We start from the raw sequence: 21,724 nt of genomic DNA, 5'->3' as shown, positions 1-21,724 counted from the left end.
GTCGCTCTAGATCTGGCTCAGCGCCTCATTGAGCGACAGCTCCAGTTCGGCCTTGTAACGCAAGTAAAGGTTGCTCGGGCTTTGTACATCACCTAGCAGGCCGGACAGGTCCAGATCGGTGATGTAACAGCGGTAACGCTCGGTTTCCTGGCGTTGCCCGACGATTTGCTGGGCGACCACTGCAAACAGCTGGTCGCCAAACTCCAGTTCGGAAAATTCCCGCTGATTGCAATACAGGGTAATGCCCACCTGGCCCGGCGCGGCCTTGCCGATAATGGCCTGCACGTCATAAAACGGTTTATTTGCCAGATTCACCGGTGCTGGTCGAGGCTCGATGCTCCGTGCGCGCCCGCTGCCGGAGGGCAATAGCTGGTAATACATGATTTGCACGGCCCCCAGCGGATCTTGCTGGTCCAATGGCGACAACGCATTCCGTCGATAAATGATCGACTGCAAAAAGCGCTGCAACGGCGCCAGCAAGCTCTGCTCATCATGAAACGGCAGACGTTGTTGCCAGAGTGCGTTGAACTCATCCAGCACATACAATTCGGCAGAGCCTTCGCTGACCCGATAGAACACCTGCACGCAATCGGGCATGCCCATTGGCAGCAGCAGCGCCAGGTCGTGCTCCTCCAAGGCCATGGCATCCAGGTGCAGCGGGCTGTAGCTGGCCAGTTCTTCGCTGAGGTAGGTGATCAGCGCATCCTGGGTCTCCAGGGAAACGTGGGTGGCTTGGCCTGGCATCAACTCCATCACGTGATAGTGCTGCTGCACTTGCAGCAGGTAGCGATGATTGGACTGACCCAGCAGCAGGTGCTGCGCCGTGTCGAAGATTTCTTCCACGCGCTGGGCAATGAACTGCGCACGGTTGTGACAGAAGCAGCGCACTCTCAGCCGTGGCAGGTGGTCCGGCGGCAACTGGTTAAGGTAGTCGCGCAGGCAGTCGAGCAGGGCGTGGGGGCCGTCGTAGCGGCTGACCATCACTTCGTTCCAGCTATTGAGCGTGACCTGGTCCAGCGTCAGCACCAGGTTGTCGCGTACGCCGGCATAACTCAGGGAATCGGTGCGCTCGGTGGTCATCAGGATATTCAGGTCGCGGTGGTGCTTGAGCGGGTCAACGCCGACGTTGATCAGCAGTAACACTTCCTCGGGCACCGCCGAACGCAGCAGGCGTTCTTCATCAACGCTGGTCAAGGGCAGGGCGACGGTCTGTTGCAAGCTGCCCAGCAGGTTGAACAACTCGAACTCAGTCATGTCGCTGGTGCCGGGGTGCAAGGCCAGACGGGTGCTGCTGTCGATCACGCCGTTGCGGTGGCACCAGGTGAGCATCTCCAACAGGTCACGGCTGCGCTTGATCGGCGCGAAGTGTTCCCATTCCAGTGCAGTGAGGTTGCCGTTGTACAAACCCCAGTGGTGCTGGCCGGGCTCCTTGCGGTTGGGCGATTGCACCAGGGTCAAGGTGTCTTCGGCCAAGTCCGGGGCAATGCCGGGGTTTATGAACTCGACTTTGCCGGCCTTGCGTTCAAAGGCGGCGTACAGGCGCCTGCCCAGCACATTGAGGTCACGCTTGTTGATCAGGCTGACGGTCTGCTCGGTGCGGGCGAACTGGGTCAGGAAGCGGTAGCTGTAATTCAGCTCGTTGACCAAGGCGCGACGCTCGGAGGCGACCTGGCGCACTTTCCACTGGCTGCGGCTGTCCAGCAGTGCCAGTTGGCGCTGGTCCCAGTTCCACTCATGCGCCAGGCGTTCGAGCAACAAGCGCTGCCAACTGGTGTTGCGCTGGCCGGCGGTGAGCTTGCAGTTGACCTTCAGGTACAGCGCACGCCGCACCAGTTCCAGACGCTCGGGCTCGTTTCGGGCCTTGAGGTATTCCTCGATGCGGCGGTACACCACGATGTAGGGGTCCAACTCATCCAGGTCCATCTGGTTGGCGAACACCGCCCGCTTGAAGCGCAGGCTCAGGCACTGCACGTTAGGGTGTTCGCTGGCGTAGACCTCGATCAGCAGTAGTTTGAGCACCGATTTGTAGGGAGACTCGATGCCTTTGAACAACTGCCACAGCCCGGCACCGATGAATTCGCCTGGGGGAATCCGTGCCAGATGGCCAAGATCGAGGGTTTCATCGGCGCGGATAAAGCGCTTGGAAATCAGCGTGTGGGTGAACTCGGCGTAGCGGGGTTCTTCATACACCGGCACCAGCCACCAGATTGGCGTACGCCCGGCCAGCCAGATGGCGGTGCGATAGAACTCGTCCAGCAGTAGGTAATGCTGGGTGGTGCCGCAGTCTTCCGAGCTGAGCTGGGTGTCGCGCTCGCCGAGCACAAAGCGTGTCGGCTCGATCAGGAAAAAGTGGGCCTCGGCGCCCATGGTCAGTGCCCAGGCTTCCAACAGTTGGCATTTTTTGCGCAGTTCAGCCAGTTCATTTTCGCTGAGGTTCGCCGCGTGGCAGACCCACACGTCCATATCGCTCTGGTCGGCCTGGGCCAGGGTGCCGAGGCTGCCCATCAGAAACAGTCCGTGAATCGGACGTGGCGGGTTGCCGTGGCGTGGTTTGTAGGAGAACGAACGGGTGAGGCGCTGGGCTTCTGTCAGGGCTTGGGCGTCGGGCTCAAAGTTGGATAATCCGGCCGGGGTACTGCCCGACACATAGCCCGGCAGCAGCGGATGGTTGACGTGGAAAAACAGCGGCAACCGGGTCAACACGCTTTGCTGGCGTGGCGTCAGCCCCTCGATGGCCCGCGCCATGCGGCCTTCGTTGAGGGTCATGAACCGCGCGCGCAGTTGGGCCAGCACCTTGCGGTCGATGCCTTCGTCCAGGTCGGGGCGGATTTCATGGGTGCGGGTCATGTCGAAGTCGGTGGCTCGCAGAGCCCGACGCGGGCGGCCATGTAGGAGTTTACAGCCAGCAGCGTAGGAGGTTTAGCGAGAAATGATTTTTGACGTCAGAATTTTCGCACTTGCGCAGCAACACCCGCGGAATCCGCAAGTGGCGGACTCCATGGGCGTATCGGGTATCAGGCGGCTTCTTTGGCGTTGACGGTGGTCAGGATGGTCAGCAGGGTTTTAGCTTGTTCTGCGGCATCCCGGCCAAGTGGGGTCAGGTAGCCCCCGTCTTTCTGATCGATCAGTCCTTTCTCGAACAGGCGCTTGGCAGCGGCGATGGCAGTAGGGGCAGCGGTCTGATGGACTTTCAGACCTTCCTGGGTGCTATCCAGGCTGAAGAGTACAAGGATTTCCAGTTCGGCAACCAACTCAGGGGTAAACGACATAAGGACTCCAGACTTTCTAAGAATTTATTAGAGGCTAGCAGGCCATAAGGTGAACGCACTTTGCCGAACTGTCCAGTAAGTTGCTGCGTGTTGGATTTATTGCTTTTCGGGCGGCAATTCCGGCAGTGCACGCAGTGCAGTTTCATACCACTCGGTATTGAAAGCACGGTCCTCTTCCAGTAGTGCATCAATCTCGACAGCGAGCACGTGGGCCATCAGTTGCAGGATCTCTTCACGCTCATAACCCACCAGGGTCAGCTTGTTGAACGTTGCCTTGGCGGCGGGTGGGTTTTCGCTCTCGATCTGGTTTTCGATCGCTTCGATCAGGGTGGTTTCAGTGAATTCTTCTTCGTCGTTGTCGATATCGTTCGGCTCGCTCATGGCAGGCTCCTCTAGGAAAGAGCGCCAGTCTACCCCCATTCAAGCCGGTGATGCTGCTGGCAAGGCCCGGTAAGGGGAGCTATAACGCTTGCAGCCAACCCCATTCCCGGCACGGAGGCAACCGCAATGCTCAAGCTCTACGGATTCTCGGTCAGCAACTACTACAACATGGTCAAACTGGCGCTGCTGGAGAAAGGGCTGCCGTTCGAAGAGGTGCCTTTTTATGCCGGGCAAACGCCCGAAGCCCTGGCAGCCAGCCCGCGTGGCAAAGTGCCGGTGTTGGGCGTTAAACAGGGTTTTATCAATGAGACCAGTGTGATCCTCGAATACATCGAGCACACCCAGGAAGGACCTGCACTGCTGCCGGCCGAGCCGTTCCAGCGTGCACAGGTGCTGGCGCTATGCCGGGAAATCGAGTTGTATATCGAGCTGCCCGCGCGGGCGTGTTTTGCCGAAGCGTTTTTTGGTATGCCGGTGCCGGAGGCGATTAAGGAGAAGTCCAAGGCCGAATTGCTATTGGGCTTGAGTGCGCTGGGCAGGCACGGCAAGTTCGCGCCGTTTGTGGCGGGGGAGAATTTCACGATTGCGGATTTGTATTTCATGTACAGCGTGAACCTCGCCTGTGCGGTGGGCGAGAAGCTGTTTGGAATGGATTTGCTGGCAGAGATGCCGGCGGCCAAGGCGTTGCTGGAAAGGTTGCATGCCATGCCCAACGCTCAGAAAGTGGCGGCGGACAGGGAGGCGGCTATGCCGGCGTTTATGGCGATGATTGCTGCCAAGAAATAGACCTTTGGCGTCTGGCAGGACGCTATCGCGGGCAAGCCCGGCTCCCACCTTGGAATGCGATTTCCTGTGGGAGCTGGCTTGCCTTCGATGCTTTAACGGCTGGCGAGCAGGGCCTGGCCGCGCACGACGGCTGCCTTCACCTGCGCTGGTGCAGTACCGCCGATGTGATTACGGGCATTCACCGAGCCTTCCAGGGTCAGCACGGCAAACACATCCTGCTCGATCTGGTCGCTGAACTTGCGCAGTTCTTCCAGGCTCATTTCCGCCAAGTCCTTGCCGGTGTCTACGCCATATTTCACCGCGTGGCCGACGATTTCGTGGCAGTCGCGGAACGGCAGGCCACGGCGCACCAGGTAGTCCGCCAGGTCGGTCGCGGTGGAGAATCCACGCAGTGCCGCTTCACGCATGATCGCGTGCTTGGGCTTGATCGCCGGGATCATGTCGGCAAACGCGCGCAGCGAGTCACGCAGGGTGTCGGCGGCGTCGAACAGCGGTTCTTTGTCTTCCTGGTTGTCCTTGTTGTAGGCCAGGGGTTGGCCTTTCATCAGGGTCAGCAGGCCCATCAGCGCGCCGAATACACGGCCGCTTTTGCCACGTACCAGTTCTGGTACGTCGGGGTTTTTCTTTTGCGGCATGATCGAGCTGCCGGTGCAGAAGCGGTCCGGCAGGTCGATGAACTGGAACTGCGCGCTGGTCCACAGCACCAGCTCTTCCGAGAAGCGCGACAGGTGCATCATCGCGATACTGGCCGCGGCGCAGAATTCAATGGCGAAGTCACGATCCGACACACCATCCAACGAGTTGCCACCGACGGCATCGAAGCCCAGCAGCTGCGCGGTGTACTCGCGGTCGATCGGGTAGGTGGTGCCAGCCAGCGCTGCGCTGCCCAAGGGCATGCGGTTGGCGCGCTTGCGGCAATCCACGAGGCGTTCGTAGTCGCGGCTGAGCATTTCGAACCAAGCCAGCAGGTGGTGGCCAAAGGTCACGGGCTGGGCGGTCTGCAGGTGAGTGAAGCCCGGCATGATGGTGTCTGATTCACGCTCGGCCTGTTCAAGCAAACCTTTCTGCAGGCGGGTGATTTCGGACAGGATCAGGTCGATTTCATCACGCAGCCACAGGCGGATGTCAGTGGCCACCTGGTCGTTACGGCTGCGGCCGGTGTGCAGCTTCTTACCGGTCACACCGATGCGGTCGGTGAGGCGCGCCTCGATATTCATGTGCACGTCTTCCAAGTCGACGCGCCAGTCGAACGTGCCAGCTTCGATCTCACCACGAATGGTGGTCAGGCCGTCGATGATGCTGTCGCGCTCGGCGTCGGTCAGTACGCCGACCTTGGCCAGCATCGTCGCGTGGGCGATGGAGCCCATGATGTCGTGGCGGTACAGGCGCTGGTCGAAGGTGACGGAGGCGGTGAAGCGGGCGACGAAGGCGTCGACGGGTTCACTGAAGCGGCCGCCCCAGGACTGGTTGGTCTTGTCGGTGCTCATGGATTCGCTCGTGATCTGCTTAATAAAGAGGCATGAAGTTGTGCCGGCGATGATAACAGGGTTGCCCGTGGAGGCGGGGCTGCGGGTCGTCGGCATTTTTATTTACTCCAAGGATGGCTAAGTGCCTTGCCGCCGACCGCGTCCAGGACGAGACTGGGTACAGGGGCTTATTGGAACGATATTTGTCGATTCAGCAATGTCGTCTCAGCGAGCGTCTACAGTTGGACTGATAGTGTGTGAATGCACCAAAGTCGGGTGATGCGGTCATAGCCCAGACTATCCATTAGAAAAAGGGGGGGGGTATTCGATTGTGTATCAGCAAACCCTACTACGACGCCCGAAGTCAGCCGGTCTTGGGCGTTATTGAACAGGTCCGGGTAAATTTGGGTGCCACTCTCAGGGCACTTTTTGCCGCTCGCGCTAGTCTTAGCGTGGATCGCTGTGACGCAAGTCACCGCACCTGTCTACGCTATCCTTGTGCGAGACTCACGCAGGAATCCAGCGCAATATGAATGTCCTGATCGTTGATGACGAACCCCAAGCCCGCGAGCGACTGAGCCGTCTGGTCAGTGAGCTCGAGGGTTATGCAGTATTAGAGCCGAGCGCCACCACGGGCGAAGAGGCGTTGACGCTGATCGACAGCCTCAAGCCTGATGTGGTGTTGCTCGATATCCGTATGCCGGGCCTTGACGGCCTGCAAGTTGCCGCCCGACTGAGCGAGCGAGAGTCCCCACCGGCCGTAGTGTTCTGTGCAACGGGCGAAGAGTTTTCTGCGCACACGTTGGAAGACAGCGGAGTCAGCTTTCTCATCAAACCGGTGGCAGGCGAAGCATTGATCAAGGCCCTGAAAAAGGCCGAGCGCCCAACCCGCATACAGCTCGCCGCGCTCACTCAGCCAGCCGCCCAAAGTGGTAACGGGCCACGCAGCCATATCAGTGCTCGTACACGCAAAGGCATTGAGCTGATCCCCCTAGGCGAGGTGGTCTATTTTATTGCCGATCACAAGTATGTGACCTTGCGCCACCAAGGCGGCGAAGTGTTGCTTGATGAGCCGCTCAAGGCGCTTGAGGATGAGTTCGGCGACCGCTTCGTGCGTATTCACCGCAACGCGCTGGTGGCCCGCGAGCGAATCGAACGCCTGCAACGCACGCCCCTGGGTCATTTTCAGCTATTCCTGAAAGGCCTTAACGGCGATGCGTTGATCGTCAGCCGACGGCATGTTGCCGGCGTGCGCAAGATGATGCAGCAGCTTTAGCCCGGCGTCTGTGGCGAGGCCTGCATTCCTTATCCCGGTGCGTCGTGGCCAGGGAGGCCCCGCACTTGCTGATTCAAATCAAAGCGTATTTCCCTGAGCTGTTATTATCCGTCATATATTTTCAGTACGGATTGATCCATGTCCTCTCGCGAAATCCGCATCGCCACCCGTAAAAGCGCCCTGGCCTTGTGGCAGGCCGAATACGTCAAAGCACGCCTGGAGCTGGCCCACCCTGGCCTCAAGGTGTCCCTGGTGCCTATGGTCAGTCGTGGCGATAAGCTGCTCGACTCGCCTCTGTCGAAGATCGGCGGCAAGGGTTTGTTCGTCAAAGAACTGGAAACAGCGCTGCTGGCGAACGAAGCCGACATCGCCGTGCATTCGATGAAAGACGTGCCCATGGACTTCCCAGAAGGCCTGGGTTTGTTTTGCATCTGCGAACGCGAAGACCCGCGCGATGCTTTCGTTTCCAACACCTACGCGTCCCTGGAAGAATTGCCCCTGGGCAGCATCGTCGGCACGTCGAGCCTGCGCCGCCAGGCACAGCTGCTGACTCGCCGCCCGGACCTGCAGATCCGCTTCCTGCGTGGCAACGTCAACACCCGCCTGGCGAAGCTGGACGCCGGCGAATATGACGCGATCATCCTCGCAGCTGCGGGCCTGATCCGCCTGGGTTTCGAAGACCGTATCACCTCGGCCATCAGCGTCGAGGACAGCCTGCCCGCAGGTGGGCAAGGCGCCGTTGGCATCGAGTGTCGCACCGCTGACAGTGAAATCCACGCCCTGCTCAAACCCCTGGATCACCACGACACCGAAGTGCGCGTCACGGCCGAGCGTGCGCTGAACAAGCACCTAAACGGCGGCTGCCAGGTGCCAATCGCCTGCTACGCCGTGCTCGAAGGTGAAAACCTGTGGTTGCGCGGACTGGTAGGGGACCCGGAAGGTGGCACCTTGCTGACTGCCGAGGTGCGCGGCCCGCAGCGTGACGCGACGGCACTGGGCATCCAGGTAGCCGAAGAGCTGTTGGACAAAGGCGCCGGTTCCATCCTGCAAAAAATCTACGGCGAGGCCGGTCCGCAGTGACCGAATGGCGTGTGCTGCTGACGCGGCCTGCCGAGGAGTCGTTGGCCCTGGCGGCGACGTTGGCCGAAGCCGGCATTTTCAGCAGCAGCCTGCCGTTGCTGGACATCGAGCCGCTTCCCGTTACACCTGAACAGCTGCAAGTCTTGCGTGACCTTGGCCGCTATTGTGCGGTGATTGTCGTCAGCAAACCCGCCGCGCGCCTGGCCGTGCGACAGTTGCATCGAGCATGGCCGCAACTGCCGTGGTTCAGCGTCGGCGCAGCCACCGCGCAGGTACTGGCCGAACACGGCCTCAACGTTCACTATCCCCCTACTGGCGATGACAGCGAGGCCTTGCTTCAATTGCCTGCGTTGCGCGAGGCTATCGCACGCCCGGATGCACGCGTGTTAATCCTGCGCGGCGAGGGCGGTCGCGAGCTGCTGGCAGAGCGTTTGCGCGCGAGTGGTGCTAGTGTCGACTATCTGGAATTGTATCGCCGTTTCCTTCCGGCCTACGACGCCGGGGTACTGATGCAACGCATCCAGTTGGAACGCTTGAACGGCCTGACGGTCAGCAGTGGGCAGGGTTTTTTGCACCTGCACGCCTTGGCTGGAGCCGATTGGCCACAGGTGGCACAGTTGCCGTTGTTCGTGCCGAGCCCGCGAGTCTTCGAGATGGCGCGGTGCGCTGGCGCAGAAAAAGTTGTGGATTGCCGCGGTGCGAGTGCCGCGGCTTTGTTAGTGGCGTTACGCAGCTTTGCCCTATGAGGCATGCCGTAGTCACTCTCTGAAACGCAAAGGACGGATACGTGAGCGAAACAGCCTTGCCTAAAGATGAAGCCCAACCCGCACTTGGTGCGCCGGTTGAGTCACCGGTCACCGCGCCGCGCCGTGGCAATGGCCTGGCAGTCGTCGCCTTACTGCTCGGCGCCGCCGGTGTTGCCGCCGGCGGTTGGGGGATCTGGCAGGTCCGCGCCCTGCAAGCCAGCAGCCAGCAACAGCTGGGCCAGGTGCAGACCCTCGATGACCAATCCCAGTCCCTCAAGCAGAGCCAGCAACAACTGGCCGCGCGGCTGGCGCAGTTGCCGGGTGCTGATGAGCTGGAGGAGCGCCGTCGCCTGGTGGCCCAGTTGCAGGGCGATCAGCAGCGCCTGAGCCAGCGCCTTGAGACCGTGTTGGGGTCCAGCCGCAAGGACTGGCGTTTAGCCGAGGCTGAACACTTGATTCGCCTGGCGAGCCTGCGTCTGTCTGCCTTGCAAGATATCAATAGCGCCCAAGCGCTGGTGCAGGGCGCCGACGAGATTCTTCGCGAGCAAAGCGATCCAGGTTCCTATGCCGCCCGTGAGCAGTTGGCCAAGAGCCTTGCAGCGCTGCGCAGCACCGAGCAGCCGGATCGCACTGGGCTGTACCTGCAATTGGCGGCCTTGCGTGACCAGGTCGTGCAACTGGCGGCCATTGCCCCGGAATATCAACTGACCGAGCCGGCTTCCGAGGGGCGTCCGACCACGGATACGGACAGCCATTGGCGCCAATGGTGGGAGCAGATTTCCCGTTACTTCCGCATCGACTTCAATCCGGATGACAACATTCGCCCACTGCTGGCCGGCCAAGGCCTGAACCAGGTGCGCCTGGCGTTGAGCCTGGCCCTGGAGCAGGCGCAATGGGCGGCGCTCAACGGGGAGTCGGCTGTATACAGCCGCTCCCTCGGCGAGGCGCGTAGCGTGTTGCAGGATAACTTTAACCAAGGCAATCCGCAGAGCAAGGCGATGCTCGCGCGTATTGCCGAGCTTGAGCCCACGGCGGTGTCGGTGGTGACGCCGGACCTGGCCGCGAGCCTGGCTGCCGTGCAGGCGTATCTCGAACGTCGTCATCTGTCTGCTGACGAAGCCAAGGCGGCGGCCACACCGACGGCTACGTCGGCGAAGCAGGAGTAGAGCCGATGAAACGCTTCTATGTGATCCTGGTGCTGGCGATTGCAATCGCGTTGGCGCTGGCTGTGGGCATTTCGAAACACACCGGCTATGTGCTGATTACTTACCCTCATGTGCTGCACTACGAGTCGAGCTTGTGGGCGACGGTGGTGGCGGTGTTTGCCATTGGTTTGGTGATCTACCTGATCCGTGTGCTGTTGAGCCTGGTCACCACCTCCGGTGGCGTGGTCAACCCGTGGTCGCGGCGTAACCGCAGCCGCCGCGTGCAGATCGCCATCGAGCAGGGCCAGATGGACCTCGCCGAGGGCCGCTGGGCCAGTGCCGAGCGCCACCTGCATCGCGCCGCCGAAGCCGAGCGCCAGCCACTTCTGTACTACCTCGGCGCCGCGCGTGCTGCGAATGAGCAGGGTCGTTACGAAGAGTCCGACGGCTTGCTGGAAAGAGCACTGGAGCGTCAGCCCCAGGCCGAGCTGGCAGTTGCCTTGAGCCATGCGCAACTGCAACTGGACCGCGGCGATACCGAGGGTGCACTGACCACCTTGCAGGCGATGCACGAGCGTCATCCGCATAACGGCCAGGTCTTGCGTCAATTGCAGCGCCTGCATCAGCAGCGGGGTGATTGGTCGTCGGTGATCCGTCTGTTGCCGGAGTTGCGCAAAGATAAAGTCCTGCCTGCCAGCGAACTGGCTGAGCTTGAACGCCGTGCCTGGGGTGAGAACCTTAGCCTGGCTGCTCAGCGAGAAGAGCAGGGCGAAGCCGGTTTGCAGTCCCTTGAGCGCGCCTGGCAGCAACTCACTTCCGCCCAGCGCCAAGAGCCGCAACTGGTTCTGGCTTACGCCGAGCAGCTGCGCCAATTGGGCGCCGATGCCAAGGCCGAGGAAGCGCTGCGTGGCGCCATCAAACGCGGCTACGACAGCCACCTGATCCGGCTATACGGCCTGCTGCGTGGCAGTGATCCAGCCCGGCAGTTGAAGTTTGCCGAGGGCTGGCTCAAGGATCACCCGGGCGATGCCAGTCTGCTGTTGACGTTGGGCCGCCTGTGCCTGCAAAACAGCCTGTGGGGCAAGGCGCGGGATTATCTGGAGAGCAGCCTACAAGTGCAGCGTAATCCTGAGGCTTGTGCCGAGCTGGCGCGCTTGTTGGCCCAACTGGGTGACACCGAGCGAAGTAATCAGCTGTTTCAAGAGGGTCTTGGACTGCTGGATAACCGTTTGCTTGCGTCTCCGCTACCTGTCACTGCTCGGGTTTGAGGTAGGAAAGGGGCAAGGGTTGGCTCAGATGTATCTGGCGGCCAACCTTTCGTTAGCTCGAAAAGAGTGAGGGGGGAGCGTTCGGCGGCAAAGTCCGACGCTCGATTGCCCAAGGTCTTCCATCTTCTGACGGGAAGTCCTTACCTTCTCACGGAATCGTCTGCTCTGGCATGTATTGAAAGCGGTCAGGCCTTTCCTCTACCGTAGTGTCCTATCTTTCGCGATGCGGATAAAGCATGTCTTTGGCCCCTTCACGTTCCTTGTTTTTCCTCGCATTCCTGGCGGGTACGCTGACATTGGGCGCGTCCTTTTACCTCGAGTTTGGCGCCTCGTTGCGTCCGTGTTTCCTATGCCAAGTGCAACGGGGGTTCCTGGCCGCGTTCACATTGATCAACCTGGTCGCCGCCCTCCATAACCCCAAGCGATCCGTTATCTGCCTGTATGGGCTGGCAAGCATGGTCTGCGCCTTGCTGGGCGCCCTAACCGCCGTGCGCCAGGTGCTGCTACAAAATGCCGCGCCGGATGAGGCCGCCGATTGCTGGCCCAGCCTGCACTACATGATCGAAAACCTATCGTTTTGGCAGGCCCTGCAGTTGACGTTCAGAGGCACTGTCGACTGCGTGGAAACCAACTGGACACTGTTTGATTTGAGCCTTCCCGAGTGGAGCCTGCTGTTCTTCATCGGGGTGTTGATCCTTGGTCTCATGCAGTTTTCACGACTGTTTTTAAGCCAGTATTCGCGCCCGGCGAGGCGCTGAAAGCCAGTCGCAGTTTGGAGAGCGGGATTAAACACTTGTATGAACTTTCTCTCCTGCGTACCTTGAAGCCATAGTCATGCGGGCATAGTCTGGCCCGCACGTGTTATTGAAACCGTTTGTCAGATGTTGCCTTGCCCAGCGCTGCTTTATCCTTGAAGTGTTGCGCAGGCACCAGGCGGCAGCGCCCCTATAGGGAAGAGAGATCACCATGCTGGAAAGTTGTCAGAATGCTCAGGAACGCTGGGGTGGGGTGCACAAGCTGATCGACAATTGGCTGAAGGCACGCCACGAACTGGTTCGGGCCTTTGATGCTCTCGGTGCCAAGCCTGAGGCGCTGGCTGAGAGCCGCGAGCCGTTGCAGGACTTCTGCGTTGTATTGGTGGACTACGTGTCGGCCGGCCATTTTGGTGTCTATGATCAACTCACCAAGGAGGCGGAGGCCTTTGACGATCAGTGTGGCCTGGATTTGGCTGAGACCATTTACTCGCGCATCGATGTCATTACCGAGAAGCTTCTGGCGTTTACCGACCTGTGTGATGCCGGAAACTGTGTTGCTGAAAAATTCAAAGAGTTGGGCGCGCTGCTGCACGAGCGATTCGAGCTGGAAGATTGCCTGATCGAAGTGCTGCACAACGCTCACAAAGAAGAGTCTGCTACCCAGGCCTGACCCTCGACAGCGGTACGAAAGACGGTGCGCATGGCGCGCCGTTTTTTATGGGTCAAGGACGGGTACCGAGCAACTCAATCTCGAATACCAGCGGTGTATAAGGTGGGATCAACTCGCCGGCACCGTCGGCGCCATAGGCCTGGGCCGATGGAATCACTAATCGCCATTTCGCACCCACGGGCATTTGTTGCAACGCGCTGCTCCAGCCGCTGATCACACTGTCCAGACGAAACCATTGAGGTTGCGTGCTCTGGTCGAACACTGTCCCATCGGGTAATCGCCCCACGTATTTCACTTCAACCTGGTCGTTGGCCTTGGGCTTTCCACCCGTGCCGGGGGTGAGTTCGGTGAGCAGGATTCCATCAGCCAATTCGCGTACGCCTTTTACGGCTTTTTCTTTGCTCAAAAATTGTTGTTCGGCCACAAGTGCTTTTTCACTTTGAGGTCCCTGCGCTTCGGCTGCGTTTTGTGCTTCGTGCTGGGCAAGAATCTGTTCGATACGTGCGTTGTCCAGCGCCAGCGGTTTGCCCTGATAGGCTTGCTTGAGGCCGTCGATCAACGCCTGGATCTGCAGGTCGGGGACCTCCTGCCGCAGGCGCTCACCGAGACTGGCGCCCACGCTGTAGGCGAGGTCGTGCTGGTTCTGATCAGCGTTTTTTGGCGGCGATTGATCGCTCGCATTGGCCACCGAAATGGCCAAGCCAAGCACAAGAAAAAGGTAACGCGACATGGGCATTCTCCCGCCGAAAGTGCGACGGATTATGCCAGTGTGATGAGGTGAGAAGTGCCGCGTATTTACGTTATATCGACAAGAATTTTTACACGGTGCAACGCAAGTCAAACGATACTGTCAACATGCCCTAGCGGCGGTAAGAGCAGAGGGCTAGTATGAGCCGCACCCAAGTCAGCCAGGAGGTAAACCATGTCGGCCAAACAGAAGCCTGTTAATACCCCGTTGCATTTACTCCAACAACTCTCGGGCAGTTTGCTCGAACACCTGGAAAGCGCTTGTTCCCAAGCCTTGGCCGATGCAGAAAAACTGCTCGCCAAGCTGGAAAAACAACGCGGTAAAGCGCAAGAAAAGCTGCACAAATCCCGCACCAAACTGCAAGATGCTGCCACTGCCGGCAAGGCCAAGGCTCAAGCCAAAGCCAAAGACGCTGTCAAAGAACTTGAGGACCTGCTCGACGCCCTCAAGGATCGCCAAGCTGAAACCCGCACCTACATTTCCCAACTCAAAAAAGATGCTCAGGAAAGCCTGAAGCTGGCCCAGGGCGTTGGTCGTGTGAAGGAAGCTGTAGCTAAGGCGCTGGGCGCTCGTACGCCTGCAAAAGCTGTTGCAGTAAGCGCGGCGAAGAAGCCTGCAAGCAAAGCTGCTGCCGCCAAGGCGCCTGCTAAAGCAGCCGCGAAGCCAGCTACCAAAACCGCCGCTGCTAAACCGGCCGCCAAGCCAGCTGCTAAAACTGCTGCTGCAAAGCCAGCCGCCAAGCCAGTTGCCAAACCTGCTGCTGCAAAACCGGCCGCCAAGCCAGTTGCCAAAACCGCTGCTGCAAAACCAGCCGCCAAGCCAGTTGCTAAAACTGCTGCTGCAAAACCAGCCGCCAAGCCAGCCGCCAAACCTGCTGCTGCAAAACCAGCCGCTAAGCCAACTGCCAAACCTGCTGCCAAGCCAGCCGTTGCCAAACCAGCACTGGCCAAGCCAGCAACACCTGCTGCTGCCCCGGCAGCGTCGAACGCTCCAGCTGCACCGGCCAGCAACACGCCTGCCCCGGTAGCGCCAAGCACCACCCCAACCAGCGCTTCCTAAGTGCTGGTGACCACGAGGCGCAGCTGCTGCAGCGCGTCGTGGTCAAGGTTGGCGGCATCCTCAGCCGCCAGTCCTTCCAGCCACTGTTGATGACCCATCGCCTCACCCGTCGGCCACATTCGCGCCAGTGTTTCCAAGCGCGCGAGCAATTGTCGTTCGGCCTCCAGCTCCAGGGCTTTGACCCGTTCGCGTAACCCCGCCAAATCCTCGTCCTGCTGCGCCATCGCACGCCATTGCATGCGCACCCGTCGTAACGGCTCAACCACGTGCGCCTGCCAAGGCTCGGCGATCTGTTTCAGCGCCTGAATGCGCTCGGCCGTCACGGCCACAGCGCGCTGTTCCAGCCACGCGCCACAGAGCAATAGGCACACATCCGCACCTTGCGCCTGTAAACGCAGACAACCGGCTTCGACGCCCGGGCGGGCGTAAGTCGTGAGGGCAAAGCTCCATAGGTCAGCGCACATATTCACACCCAAGCCAGCGGGCAACGAAGCTGGTAGACTCCGCCGCCATTATGATCCGACTTCAAAGCCTAACATTACAGCGTGGCCCGCAACGTCTTCTCGAAGACGCCGAGCTGACCCTGCACGCCGGTCACAAAGCCGGCTTGATCGGTGCCAATGGCGCCGGCAAATCCACGTTGTTCGCCCTGTTGCTGGGCGAGTTGACCCCGGATTCCGGGGACTGCTTGCTGCCGGCCGACTGGCGTATCGCCCACATGCGCCAGGAGATCGACACCCTGGACCGCATCGCAATCGACTACGTGCTCGATGGCGACCTGCGCCTGCGCCAGGTGCAACACGACCTCGCCGAGGCCGAGAAAGCCCAGGACGGCGCCGCCCAGGCGCGCCTGCACTCGGAACTCGACAGTGCCGACGGCTACACCGCCGACGCCCGCGCCCGCAAAATGCTCGCCGGCCTTGGCTTCACCAACGAGCAGATGGACCGCCCGGTCGCCGACTTCTCCGGTGGCTGGCGCATGCGCCTGAACCTGGCCCAAGCGCTGATGTGCCCCTCGGACCTGTTGCTGCTCGATGAACCGACCAACCACTTGGACCTCGATGCGATCCTGTGGCTGGAAGACTTCCTCAAGAATTACCAGGGCACATTGCTGCTGATTTCCCACGACCGCGATTTCCTCGACGCCGTGGTCGACAACATCGCCCACGTCGAACAGAAGAAGATCACCCTGTACCGTGGCGGCTATAGCGCATTCGAGCGCGCGCGCGCCGAACGCCTGGCCCAGCAACAACAGGCGTTCGAGAAGCAGCAGGCGCAGCGTGCGCACATGGAAAGCTACATCGCCCGGTTCAAGGCCCAGGCCACCAAGGCCCGCCAGGCCCAGAGCCGGATCAAGGCCCTGGAGCGCATGGAAGAGCTATCGGCGGCCCATGTCGATTCGCCGTTCGACTTTGTGTTTCGCGAGTCGGTGAAGATATCCAGCCCGTTGCTGGATCTTTCGGATGCTCGCCTGGGTTATGGCGACAAAACCATCCTGGAAAAAGTGAAGCTGCAGCTCACGCCAGGTGCACGCATCGGCTTGCTCGGTCCTAACGGCGCGGGCAAGTCGACGCTGATCAAAAACCTGTCGGGTGAGCTTGAGCCCTTGGCCGGTCGTTTGATCCGTGGCGAGAACACGGTGGTGGGCTACTTCGCCCAGCATCAGTTGGATTCCCTCGACTCGAAAGCCAGCCCGTTGCTGCACTTGCAGCGCCTGGCGCCGATCGAGCGGGAACAGACCCTGCGCGACTTCCTGGGTGGTTTCGACTTCCGGGGGGCGCGCATCGACGAGCCGGTGCTGAATTTTTCCGGTGGCGAAAAAGCCCGACTGGCCCTGGCGTTGATCGCCTGGGATCGTCCGAACCTGCTGCTGCTCGACGAACCGACCAACCACCTGGACCTGGAAATGCGCCTGGCGCTGACCATGGCCTTGCAGGAGTTCAGCGGTGCGGTACTGGTGGTGTCTCACGATCGCCACTTGCTCAAGAGCACCACCGACAACTTCCTGCTGGTGGCCGATGGCAAAGTCGAAGAGTTTGACGGCGACCTGGATGATTACGCGCGCTGGCTGACGGATTACCGCCTGCGCAACGCGCCGGTCAGCAATACGCCAGTCAACCCGGACAAGACCGACAAAAAAGCCCAGCGTCAGGCCGCCGCTGCACTGCGTCAGCAGTTGGCGCCGCACAAGCGTGAAGCCGACAAGCTGGAAGCCGAGCTGGGCAAGGTGCACGAGCGCCTGGCCAAGATCGAAACCAGCCTGGGCGACAGCGCCGTTTACGAGGCAGCCCGCAAGGACGAGCTGCGTGACCTGCTGGCTGAACAGGCCAAACTCAAGGTGCGCGAAGGGCAGTTGGAGGAAACCTGGATGGAAGCTCTCGAGCTGCTGGAAACCCTGCAAGCGGAGCTGGAGGCTCTGTCCTGATGGAAGCGTTGCATCTGCCGTTACCGGCGCAATGGGTCGAGCCCGTATGGATCGGCGTGCAAATCCTGCTGATTCTGCTGGCCGGCTACCTGGCCCAGCGTTTTGTAGCCAAAGGCCTGACTCGCCTGGGTGAGCGCTACCCATTCCCCCCGCAATTGCTGATGCCGCTGCGCGGTGGCTTGCGCTGGTTGATCATGGGCAGTGCGCTGATCTTTGTGCTGGGCCGCCTGGGTGTCTCCGCCACCGTGTTGTGGACGGCGCTTTCCGGGTTTGTCGCGGTTGCCGCCGTGGCGTTCTTTGCCATGTGGTCGGTGCTGTCCAACCTGCTGTGTGCCATTCTGATCTTCACCGTCGGGCCGTTTCGCCTGGGTGATATTGTCGAGCTAGTGGATACCGTCGACAAACCGGGCGTTAAGGGCCGGGTCGTGGCGATCAATTTGCTCTACACCACACTGGTTGAAGCGGCGGAAGCCGGCACCGACAGCGCGATGGTGCAGGTGCCCAACAGCCTGTTCTTCCAACGCTCGGTGCGACGTTGGCCAGGTACCCACGTGTTTCCGGGCGATCGCTAGCATTCACATCTTGTAAAAATCTATAGCTATCCGTTGGTCGGCGGAGTTAGCTTAAGGGAAAACCGATAACTCCCTCCTGAGGTGTGTAATGGCACTCGACACGTGGCTGGCCTTTTTCCTGGCCAGTTGGATCATCTCCCTTTCCCCTGGCGCCGGCGCCATTGCCTCGATGTCCAGCGGCCTGCGATACGGTTTCCTGCGCGGATATTGGAATGCCATTGGCCTGCAGCTAGGCCTGGCGATGCAGATTGCCGTCGTCGCTTGCGGCCTGGGAGCCATCCTGGCGACGTCGTCCACGGCGTTTTATGCGATCAAATGGTTTGGTGTGGCGTACCTGGTGTACCTGGCCATCAAGCAATGGCGCGCGTTGCCTATGGACATGACCGACGACGCGGCTGTGCGCCCGATCGGCAAGCCGATGGCGATGATGTTCCGAGGCTTTCTGGTCAATGCCAGCAACCCTAAGGCCCTGGTGTTCATGCTGGCGGTGCTGCCGCAGTTTGTGAACCCGCAAGCGCCGTTGCTGATCCAGTACCTGATCCTGGGTGCGACGATGATTTGCGTCGATATGGTGGTGATGGCGGGGTATACGGGGCTGGCGTCGAAAGTGTTGCGTTTGTTGCGCACGCCTAAGCAGCAGAAGCGTATGAACCGTACGTTTGCTGGGTTGTTTGTGGGGGCGGCGGGCTTTCTCGCCAGCCTGCATCGCGCAACGGCATAAACCGCACGCCAACTGAAGAAACCGAATCAAAAAATGTGGGAGCGGGCCTGCTCCCACATTGGTTTTGTGTTGACAGTGAGTTTTAGGCTCAGCGCAGGATCTTCGGCGCTTCATCCCTTGGCAGGTTGTTGCGCAACGGCGGTTGGCTCGGGTCTTGATACCCGCCACCCAATTGCTCCGCCAACTGCCGCGCTACATCCTCACCCAGCGCTTTCGAGACTTCTTTCACCACCCGCGGCCGATTCAGGCTCACACGCACATCGCGGCTGCTCACCAGCTTGGTGTCCTGGCGTTCACCCATGGCGGTGAACGCCGAGGTGATCTCGTAGGTGCGGGTGTTGATCAGGCTGAAGTCCGCCACCAGCGTCAGGCCCAATACCGCCGAGTAGCTGTTGGTGTGGTCCAGGGCGTTGATGTCCTGGGTGAAGTCGATGTCTGAGAGCGTACCGAACAGCACATAGTCAGCCCCCTTGAAGTGGCCGGCCTTGATGCGCTTGATCACGTCGTAGACGTCACCCTTGGCATCGGCGGTGTAGGGCGTACCCTGCACCAGCTGGAACTGGCGGGACTTGAGGATCTCGCCCTTGATGTCACCGCTGAATTTACGCAGCTCGGTCGGTTCGATGTAGCTGGTACGGCTTTCGTACTCGCTGTAATTCGATGCGCCGCTGGCGTGGTAAGCGCTGGCCTGGAAGTTATTGCTCGCCGACACCTGGTGAATGTATTCCTCGACCCGCGCCTCGTAGGCCAGGTCAGTCACCGCGATCTTCGGGGCGGCCGAGGCGCCGAAGGCGCACAGCAGGCCGATCATGCCGATCCATGCACGCATTGCTTAGCGCTCCGTGGTCTTGCGGATTTCTTTTTCGTCCATCCATTCGGCCAGGCCGCTCTCGACGTCGATCAGTTGCAGGCTGAACTTGTAGAACACGTCCTTGTAGTCCGAGCTGCGCTTGACGATTGAGCTGATAGAGCCTTCCAGGCGGTACTTGGCGGCGACCATGTTGCCGGTCTTGCTGACGGTGGACTTCTTGTACAGGCCGCTCTGGTTCTGCAGCTTGAGCTGGTCAACCTGGCTTTGCATGTCGGTGTTGTCGCTGGCGAAGCGGGCGGTGCCGGTCTTCATCAACTGGGTCTTGATTGACGTGGTGATTTCGCGTGTATCGATGTACTCGCTGGTCTTGTTTTTCACGTCATACACCTGCACCACCGGGCGGCCTTGCAGGATGCCGGACTGGGCCAGGGAGCGGGTCATGCTTTCGGCGATCATCTGTAGGTCGGTGGAGCCGAACTCGTTGGTCACCAGTTCTACGGCCTTGGTATCGCCGTAGCTGATGTTTTTACCGCCCAGTACCGGCGAAGTGTTAGAGCAACCGCTGGCCAATACGGCAACTACGGCGAGGATCGAGAAGCGTGCAAACATGGGGGAATCTCTCAGTAGCAAAAAGGGTGAACGGCTCAAGGCGTTTTCACTTCAAGGCGGAAGTCCGCCGCCTGCGGCAAGTTGGCAATCGCTGGCAGGAAGGTCGCCTGGTTGGCGTACAGGTTCAGCACCTTCCAGGTTTCTTCATCGCCCACCGGGAAGCCATCGGCACCCAGCCAGGCAAAGCGGTAATACATCATCTGGTTGCTGCTGGTGATGTTGCTCAACTGCACCTTGGCGGTGAGAAAGCCGTTCTCGCGGGCAACACGAATGGCACCGACCGCGACGCCCTTGAATTTGCCCATTACTACGATTTTGCTCGCGGCGCTGCCGGGCTCCGGCGGTGGTGGGGTGGCACAGCCTGCAAGCAGGACCAGCGCCAGGGCGCCAGGGATGAAATGACGCATAGCGTGCTCCTTAAGGTTGTTTGAGGGCGATGGCTTGGGTGGCCGTGTTCGGCACCACATGGGCGGCCAGGCCGCCCGCGAACACTTGGTTACCAACCACGCGCAGGGTGATCACCTGATAGCGCTGATCAGCCTTGACCGTCACCAGCGTGCCGCCCAGGGCATTGGGCAGGCTGACCTGGTGTTCGCCGTGCTTGAGGCGCAGGCGGGTCACCTGGGTCATGTCCGGCAGGGTGCGCCAGGTGCGGGTGTCGGCGCCTTCGGTGACGGCCGAGGCGATACCCAGCACCAGGCCCGCCATAGGGTTGGTCTTGTTCAGGTTGTTCTGCGCCACGCCACGGGTGACCGCGCGCACGGTGGTGCGCAGGATGATCCCCGGCATGTCATCGCGCAGTGCGCGGCGGGACATGGCCGTGGTGCTGTTGAGTGCAGTGAGGTTCTGCTGCTGGCCGTCGACGCCGATCTGGGCGAAGGTCGCGGTGGACGTATCCGCCTTGATCACCGGGAACGACAGCGGTGTGATCACCAGGTTGCCATTGATGGGAATCGGCAGCGGCAGGCGAATCGAATCGCGGGCCGGTGCCAGGCCGCTCTGCACCACGATCAGCACGTCGGTTTCATTGGCGCCGACCTTGGATTTATCCAGGTTCAGCAGGGCCTGTTCCAGCAACGGGGTATTGGGGCGCAACTCGGCGGCCTTGCGGTAGCCGGGGGCAGCCAGGTCTTTTTCGCCCAAGGCTTCGTAGACGAAACCGGCCAGGTAATGGCTGAACGCACTCTGGTAGCTGTTTTTCAGGCCGACCACTTCCGGCGCATCCAGGGCTTCCACCGGGTAGCCGCGCAGGTCTTTCATCCGGGTGGTCACGCCTTCACGCTCGGCTTCGTTCTCGCGCTTGAGGTATTCCTTGTCCCTCAGGTCGGCAATCACCGCTTCGCGTTCATGGGTCTTCTTGATTTGGGTGCGCGCGCCGTCGAAGTCGTTCAGGGCCAGGAGGTTCAGGGCCATCTGCGTGGTCAGCATGACCTTTTCGTAGTCATAGCCTTCGTAGCGCCGCACTTTGTCGTTGGCAACGAAACTGCCGAACTGGGCGAGGTACCTTGCGCTGTCGAACTTGACCGAGTCCTCCCACTTGGCGACTTGCAGGTCGGCACTGCGCCAGGCTGTCTGGCTGCCAGTCATGTCGCCTTTAGCCCGCAGCAACTCGCCCTTCTCGAAGAAATAGAGCAGGTCCTTGTCGTCGCCGGTGTTGTTCTTTTCCAGCAGCGTCAGCGCGGCGTCGACATTGCCGGTGGCCAATTGCTGATTGGTGGCTTGCAGTTCGGTGTCGTAGTTGCGGAACATCGAACAGCCGGACAGCAAGGTAACCGCCGCAAGCGCGAGCGAAGGTAAGGCGCGAAATGCCATGCAAACTTCTTCCCTGAAAAGTATCAACCGATGTGGTAATTCCTCATAAGAACGAGGAACGAAACTCCCTTTCGCACTAACAGGGCGCGGCATTATAGGCACCATTACTGGCAAAACATTGGCTA

Annotated in this window: 22 protein-coding genes; 12 read left to right on the top strand and 10 right to left on the bottom strand. The window is 60.3% G+C overall.

The window, feature by feature from the left end; all coding sequences use genetic code 11:
• Nucleotides 1–6: 6 nt before the first annotated feature.
• The 3 genes from AACY08_RS19710 to AACY08_RS19700 all read right to left on the bottom strand — a co-directional run bounded on the left by AACY08_RS19710 (nt 7) and on the right by AACY08_RS19700 (nt 3,650).
• Nucleotides 7–2,847 carry a class I adenylate cyclase gene (locus AACY08_RS19710; RefSeq protein WP_339471033.1) on the bottom strand — a complete coding sequence of 947 codons (2,841 nt, stop codon included), beginning with the start codon at nt 2,845–2,847 and terminating at the stop codon, nt 7–9.
• A gap of 167 nt (nt 2,848–3,014) precedes the next feature.
• Entirely contained in the window at nt 3,015–3,269 is a 255-nt protein-coding gene (locus AACY08_RS19705; protein ID WP_339415125.1) for a TIGR02647 family protein, read from the bottom strand.
• A gap of 96 nt (nt 3,270–3,365) precedes the next feature.
• Nucleotides 3,366–3,650, bottom strand: coding sequence for a hypothetical protein (locus AACY08_RS19700; protein ID WP_339471032.1), 285 nt, complete (start codon nt 3,648–3,650; stop codon nt 3,366–3,368).
• A 126-nt stretch (nt 3,651–3,776) separates the two neighbouring features.
• Here AACY08_RS19700 and AACY08_RS19695 point away from each other — a divergent pair, with 126 nt between their 5' ends.
• Complete coding sequence (locus AACY08_RS19695) at nt 3,777–4,436, top strand: glutathione S-transferase family protein (protein WP_339471030.1); 660 nt, start codon at nt 3,777–3,779, stop codon at nt 4,434–4,436.
• Between the two features lie 92 nt (nt 4,437–4,528).
• On the opposite strand, the gene argH is transcribed toward AACY08_RS19695, so the two are convergent.
• Nucleotides 4,529–5,923: an argininosuccinate lyase gene (gene argH / locus AACY08_RS19690; RefSeq protein ID WP_339415127.1), complete on the bottom strand. Its 1,395-nt coding sequence runs from the start codon at nt 5,921–5,923 to the stop codon at nt 4,529–4,531.
• Between the two features lie 508 nt (nt 5,924–6,431).
• On the opposite strand from argH, the gene AACY08_RS19685 reads away from it, so the two are divergent.
• From AACY08_RS19685 to rsd, 7 genes are all read left to right on the top strand, one after another.
• Nucleotides 6,432–7,178 (top strand): LytR/AlgR family response regulator transcription factor, encoded by a 747-nt coding sequence (locus tag AACY08_RS19685; RefSeq protein ID WP_339471028.1) that lies wholly within the window; start codon nt 6,432–6,434, stop codon nt 7,176–7,178.
• 138 nt (nt 7,179–7,316) lie between these two features.
• On the top strand, nt 7,317–8,258 hold the full coding sequence (gene hemC / locus AACY08_RS19680) for a hydroxymethylbilane synthase (RefSeq protein ID WP_339471027.1): 942 nt from the start codon (nt 7,317–7,319) through the stop codon (nt 8,256–8,258).
• Nucleotides 8,255–9,004: a uroporphyrinogen-III synthase gene (locus tag AACY08_RS19675; protein ID WP_339471025.1), complete on the top strand. Its 750-nt coding sequence runs from the start codon at nt 8,255–8,257 to the stop codon at nt 9,002–9,004. The genes hemC and AACY08_RS19675 overlap by 4 nt, the downstream gene beginning before the upstream one ends.
• 41 nt (nt 9,005–9,045) lie before the next feature.
• Nucleotides 9,046–10,170 carry a uroporphyrinogen-III C-methyltransferase gene (locus AACY08_RS19670; protein WP_339471023.1) on the top strand — a complete coding sequence of 375 codons (1,125 nt, stop codon included), beginning with the start codon at nt 9,046–9,048 and terminating at the stop codon, nt 10,168–10,170.
• 5 nt (nt 10,171–10,175) lie between these two features.
• Nucleotides 10,176–11,417 (top strand): heme biosynthesis protein HemY, encoded by a 1,242-nt coding sequence (locus AACY08_RS19665; protein WP_339471022.1) that lies wholly within the window; start codon nt 10,176–10,178, stop codon nt 11,415–11,417.
• Between the two features lie 236 nt (nt 11,418–11,653).
• On the top strand, nt 11,654–12,175 hold the full coding sequence (locus AACY08_RS19660) for a disulfide bond formation protein B (RefSeq protein WP_339471021.1): 522 nt from the start codon (nt 11,654–11,656) through the stop codon (nt 12,173–12,175).
• Nucleotides 12,176–12,383: 208 nt separating this feature from the next.
• Entirely contained in the window at nt 12,384–12,842 is a 459-nt protein-coding gene (rsd, locus tag AACY08_RS19655; protein ID WP_339471020.1) for a sigma D regulator, read from the top strand.
• A gap of 52 nt (nt 12,843–12,894) precedes the next feature.
• Here rsd and AACY08_RS19650 read toward each other — a convergent pair whose 3' ends face one another.
• Nucleotides 12,895–13,572, bottom strand: coding sequence for an FKBP-type peptidyl-prolyl cis-trans isomerase (locus AACY08_RS19650; RefSeq protein ID WP_339471018.1), 678 nt, complete (start codon nt 13,570–13,572; stop codon nt 12,895–12,897).
• 192 nt (nt 13,573–13,764) lie between these two features.
• Here AACY08_RS19650 and AACY08_RS19645 point away from each other — a divergent pair, with 192 nt between their 5' ends.
• Nucleotides 13,765–14,649 carry an AlgP family protein gene (locus AACY08_RS19645; protein WP_339471017.1) on the top strand — a complete coding sequence of 295 codons (885 nt, stop codon included), beginning with the start codon at nt 13,765–13,767 and terminating at the stop codon, nt 14,647–14,649.
• On the opposite strand, the gene AACY08_RS19640 is transcribed toward AACY08_RS19645, so the two are convergent.
• Nucleotides 14,646–15,113: a TIGR02444 family protein gene (locus tag AACY08_RS19640; RefSeq protein WP_339471015.1), complete on the bottom strand. Its 468-nt coding sequence runs from the start codon at nt 15,111–15,113 to the stop codon at nt 14,646–14,648. The two genes, AACY08_RS19645 and AACY08_RS19640, sit on opposite strands and share 4 nt — an antisense overlap.
• Nucleotides 15,114–15,163: 50 nt before the next feature.
• On the opposite strand from AACY08_RS19640, the gene AACY08_RS19635 reads away from it, so the two are divergent.
• The 3 genes from AACY08_RS19635 to AACY08_RS19625 all read left to right on the top strand — a co-directional run bounded on the left by AACY08_RS19635 (nt 15,164) and on the right by AACY08_RS19625 (nt 18,367).
• On the top strand, nt 15,164–17,074 hold the full coding sequence (locus AACY08_RS19635) for an ATP-binding cassette domain-containing protein (protein ID WP_339471014.1): 1,911 nt from the start codon (nt 15,164–15,166) through the stop codon (nt 17,072–17,074).
• On the top strand, nt 17,074–17,646 hold the full coding sequence (locus AACY08_RS19630; RefSeq protein ID WP_339471013.1) for a mechanosensitive ion channel family protein: 573 nt from the start codon (nt 17,074–17,076) through the stop codon (nt 17,644–17,646). The genes AACY08_RS19635 and AACY08_RS19630 overlap by 1 nt, the downstream gene beginning before the upstream one ends.
• A gap of 88 nt (nt 17,647–17,734) precedes the next feature.
• Nucleotides 17,735–18,367 carry a LysE family transporter gene (locus tag AACY08_RS19625; protein ID WP_025857437.1) on the top strand — a complete coding sequence of 211 codons (633 nt, stop codon included), beginning with the start codon at nt 17,735–17,737 and terminating at the stop codon, nt 18,365–18,367.
• An 88-nt stretch (nt 18,368–18,455) separates the two neighbouring features.
• On the opposite strand, the gene AACY08_RS19620 is transcribed toward AACY08_RS19625, so the two are convergent.
• From AACY08_RS19620 to AACY08_RS19605, 4 genes are read right to left on the bottom strand one after another with little or no spacing between them, the layout of a single operon-like run.
• The gene (locus AACY08_RS19620) at nt 18,456–19,196 is read right to left on the bottom strand and encodes a penicillin-binding protein activator LpoB (RefSeq protein WP_339471011.1); all 741 of its coding nucleotides are present in this window, start codon (nt 19,194–19,196) and stop codon (nt 18,456–18,458) included.
• Nucleotides 19,197–19,199: 3 nt separating this feature from the next.
• The gene (gene lpoB / locus AACY08_RS19615) at nt 19,200–19,787 is read right to left on the bottom strand and encodes a penicillin-binding protein activator LpoB (protein ID WP_049710984.1); all 588 of its coding nucleotides are present in this window, start codon (nt 19,785–19,787) and stop codon (nt 19,200–19,202) included.
• Nucleotides 19,788–19,822: 35 nt separating this feature from the next.
• Nucleotides 19,823–20,194, bottom strand: coding sequence for a YcfL family protein (locus tag AACY08_RS19610; protein ID WP_339415143.1), 372 nt, complete (start codon nt 20,192–20,194; stop codon nt 19,823–19,825).
• A gap of 10 nt (nt 20,195–20,204) precedes the next feature.
• Nucleotides 20,205–21,599: a COG3014 family protein gene (locus AACY08_RS19605; RefSeq protein ID WP_339471009.1), complete on the bottom strand. Its 1,395-nt coding sequence runs from the start codon at nt 21,597–21,599 to the stop codon at nt 20,205–20,207.
• Nucleotides 21,600–21,724: the final 125 nt, after the last annotated feature.

Origin of the sequence: Pseudomonas sp. EL_65y_Pfl1_R83 (assembly GCF_963970695.1) — a bacterium.
GTDB lineage: Bacteria > Pseudomonadota > Gammaproteobacteria > Pseudomonadales > Pseudomonadaceae > Aquipseudomonas > Aquipseudomonas tritici.
The sequence above is the reverse complement of the archived record's forward strand: the minus strand, read 5'-3'. Positions and strand labels throughout refer to the sequence as shown.